Source organism: Mesorhizobium sp. M0062, assembly GCF_040323125.1.
Lineage (GTDB): Bacteria > Pseudomonadota > Alphaproteobacteria > Rhizobiales > Rhizobiaceae > Mesorhizobium.
This window is the reverse complement of the sequence record NZ_JAMYUO010000054.1, coordinates 2,501-6,403: the sequence shown is the minus strand read 5'-3', so window position 1 is coordinate 6,403 and position 3,903 is coordinate 2,501. Positions and strand designations below refer to the sequence as shown.

The 3,903-nt window shown below is 53.8% G+C and carries 1 tRNA gene and 2 rRNA genes; all 3 read right to left on the bottom strand.

What is annotated here, in order from left to right:
* Positions 1-54 precede the first annotated feature (54 nt).
* The 3 genes from NKJ64_RS30300 to NKJ64_RS30290 all read right to left on the bottom strand — a co-directional run bounded on the left by NKJ64_RS30300 (position 55) and on the right by NKJ64_RS30290 (position 3,506).
* Positions 55-131: transfer RNA gene (locus NKJ64_RS30300), tRNA-Met, on the bottom strand.
* 258 nt (positions 132-389) lie between these two features.
* A 5S ribosomal RNA gene (gene rrf / locus NKJ64_RS30295) occupies positions 390-504 on the bottom strand.
* Positions 505-704: 200 nt separating this feature from the next.
* Positions 705-3,506, bottom strand: a 23S ribosomal RNA gene (locus tag NKJ64_RS30290).
* Positions 3,507-3,903: the final 397 nt, after the last annotated feature.

Sequence of the window (3,903 nt, the reverse complement as noted above, 5' to 3'; positions counted from 1 at the left end):
GCCATCGATCACGGTCCGAACGCAAAAAGCCCGCGTGAAGCGGGCTTTTTTTGTTGGTTGCGGGGACAGGATTTGAACCTGTGACCTTCAGGTTATGAGCCTGACGAGCTACCGGGCTGCTCCACCCCGCGTCACCTCCAGGGCAAGCTCTTGCTTGCTCCGGACTCTCCAGGGCAAGCTCTTGCCTGCTCCGGATCTGAAGCAAGCGTTTGCTTGCTTATCTGGACGTAAGCCTGGGCCTATGAACAGGATGGCTTACAGATAGGTATATGGCTGACCAAATGAAAGGGCCGCTTGCGCGGCCCGTGATCCCTTGGCGGGCCTTTTCGTAGAGAGAAGATTTCAGTTTCATCCGGTTTGCGGATGAGAGTTCAACGTGCGTTTTGCAGACCTGGCAGCGACCTACTCTCCCGCGTCTTGAGACGAAGTACCATCAGCGCTGGAGCGTTTCACGGCCGAGTTCGGAATGGGATCGGGTGCAGCCGCTCCGCCATAACCACCAGGTCGGCAAAACGCACGTTATATCGAGAAGCTGTTTTTTCGTGCCAAGGCGACGTTTGTGTCTAGCTAACGGACAAAGTCCGCAAGCGCGACTGCGCGTCGCCGGTTTTCCGGCGCCCTCGCGGAGCATAGGCCCTGTAAGGGCCGCTCATGCGTGAGCGCTGGTCAGATCATCGTGTTCACGATGAGCATAAGGAATGAGAACGATCAAGCCGATCGAACTATTAGTACCGGTAAGCTTCAAGCGTTGCCGCTCTTCCACACCCGGCCTATCAACGTGGTCGTCTTCCACGGTTCTCAGGGAATACTCGTTTTAAGGTGGGTTTCCCGCTTAGATGCCTTCAGCGGTTATCCCGTCCGGATATAGCTACCCTGCTATGCGGCTGGCGCCACAACAGGTCCACCAGAGATCCGTCCATCCCGGTCCTCTCGTACTAGGGACAGATCCTTTCAATATTCCTACACCCACGGCAGATAGGGACCGAACTGTCTCACGACGTTCTGAACCCAACTCACGTACCGCTTTAAATGGCGAACAGCCATACCCTTGGGACCTGCTCCAGCCCCAGGATGCGATGAGTCGACATCGAGGTGCCAAACAACCCCGTCGATATGGACTCTTGGGGGTCATCAGCCTGTTATCCCCGGCGTACCTTTTATCCGTTGAGCGATGGCCCTTCCACGCGGGACCACCGGATCACTATGACCGACTTTCGTCTCTGCTCGACTTGTCAGTCTCGCAGTCAGGCAGGCTTATGCCATTGCACTCAGCGAACGATTTCCGACCGTTCTGAGCCCACCATCGCGCGCCTCCGTTACTCTTTAGGAGGCGACCGCCCCAGTCAAACTACCCACCATACATTGTCCCGGACCCGGATAACGGGCCGCGGTTAGACATCCATAGTAATAAGGGTGGTATTTCAAGGGTGGCTCCACCTGAGCTGGCGCCCAGGTTTCAAAGCCTACCACCTATCCTACACATGCCACTACGAATGCCAATGTAAAGCTATAGTAAAGGTGCACGGGGTCTTTCCGTCTAACCGCAGGAACCCCGCATCTTCACGGGGAATTCAATTTCACTGAGTCTATGCTGGAGACAGCGGGGAAGTCGTTACGCCATTCGTGCAGGTCGGAACTTACCCGACAAGGAATTTCGCTACCTTAGGACCGTTATAGTTACGGCCGCCGTTTACTGGGGCTTCGATTCAGAGCTTGCACCCCTCCTCTTAACCTTCCAGCACCGGGCAGGCGTCAGACCCTATACGTCGTCTTGCGACTTCGCAGAGCCCTGTGTTTTTGATAAACAGTCGCTACCCCCTGGTCTGTGCCACCCTCCTCTACTTGCGTAGAAAAGGGTCACGCTTCTTCCGAAGTTACGCGTGCAATTTGCCGAGTTCCTTCAGCATAGTTCTCTCAAGCGCCTTGGTATACTCTACCTGACCACCAGTGTCGGTTTCGGGTACGGTTTATAAGGAGGAGCTATTTCCTGGAACCGCTCCGCTGCCCGTTCAATCCGATAAGATTGGACAACTTGTGCGATCCGTCACTACCTCCAAGCCCACGAATATTAACGTGGTTCCCATCGACTACGCGTTTCCGCCTCGTCTTAGGGGCCGGCTAACCCTGCTCAGATTAGCTTTAAGCAGGAACCCTTGGTCTTTCGGCGGGGGAGTCTCTCACTCCCCTTACGTTACTCATGTCAGCATTCGCACTTCTGATACCTCCACCACCCCTCACGGGTATGGCTTCGTCAGCTTACAGAACGCTCCGCTACCGCTTGGCCCTTGCGGACCAAACCCTAAGCTTCGGTGTATGGCTTTAGCCCCGTTACATTTTCGGCGCAAAGACCCTTATTTAGACCAGTGAGCTGTTACGCTTTCTTTAAATGATGGCTGCTTCTAAGCCAACATCCTGGTTGTTTTGGGATCCTCACATCCTTTCCCACTTAGCCATAACTTGGGGACCTTAGCTGTAGGTCAGGGTTGTTTCCCTTTTCACGACGGACGTTAGCACCCGCCGTGTGTCTGCCGACTAGTACTCCCAGGTATTCGGAGTTTGGTTAGGTTTGGTAATCCGGTGAGGACCCCTAGCCCATCCAGTGCTCTACCCCCTGGGGTATTCGGTCGACGCTCTACCTAAATAGATTTCGCGGAGAACCAGCTATTTCCGAGTTTGATTGGCCTTTCACCCCTAGCCACAAGTCATCCCGAACTATTGCAACAGTTATGGGTTCGGTCCTCCAGTAAGTGTTACCTTACCTTCAACCTGCTCATGGCTAGATCACTCGGTTTCGGGTCTAATGCGACGAACTGAACGCCCTGTTCAGACTCGCTTTCGCTGCGCCTACACCTAGCGGTTTAAGCTTGCTCGTCACACTAAGTCGCTGACCCATTATACAAAAGGTACGTGGTGACCCTTGCGGGCTCCCACTGTTTGTAGGCAATCGGTTTCAGGTACTCTTTCACTCCCCTTGTCGGGGTGCTTTTCACCTTTCCCTCACGGTACTAGTTCGCTATCGGTCATGCACGAGTACTTAGGCTTGGAAGGTGGTCCTCCCAATTTCAGACAGGATTTCACGTGTCCCGCCTTACTCGAGGACGATTGATCGCATTACGCGTACGGGGCTGTCACCCACTATGGCCCTACTTTCCAGAAGGTTCCGCTTGTCTCTCAATCGCCACTGGCCTGGTCCGGGTTCGCTCGCCACTACTTCCGGAGTCTCGGTTGATGTCCTTTCCTACGGGTACTTAGATGTTTCAGTTCCCCGCGTTCGCCACTTTATCCCTATGTATTCAGGATAAGTTACCTATTATCGATACTTGGAAACCACAGTAGCAGATCGCTCTGCTACTCTGATTTTCCAAGTACCTTAGGTGGGTTTCCCCATTCGGAAATCTACGGATCAAAGGGTATTCGCACCTCCCCGTAGCTTATCGCAGCGTATCACGTCCTTCATCGCCTGTGCATGCCAAGGCATCCACCAATTGCCCTTAAGACACTTGATCGTTCTCATTGCCAATGCCCATCCGCGCAATCCGAAGGATTGTCGCTTCAGCCTCTCCCTTGCGGGGTTGGCGTCCGCGCAATTCCAAAGGAATTGTCGCCTGAACCGGATCCTGTGCGGGATCCACATTCGATGTCATTGGCACAAAAAGACCAGCTTCTCGAGATCGGTTCGAGGGTGCGGTTAGGCAAACCCATCATATGCGGGAGATTGAGCGTCTCCTGCGACAAATCACGAACCTTTCGGCTCATGAAGTTCGAACAAATCTTCTCTTTACGATGTCAAAACAGAACAAGCGGCAAGCCAAGAAGCTCACCACAAACCTTTATACGAATAACTTTTTGACCACCCTCACTCGACACACTTCAAGGCGACGATCCTGCGGATCGCGCGACACG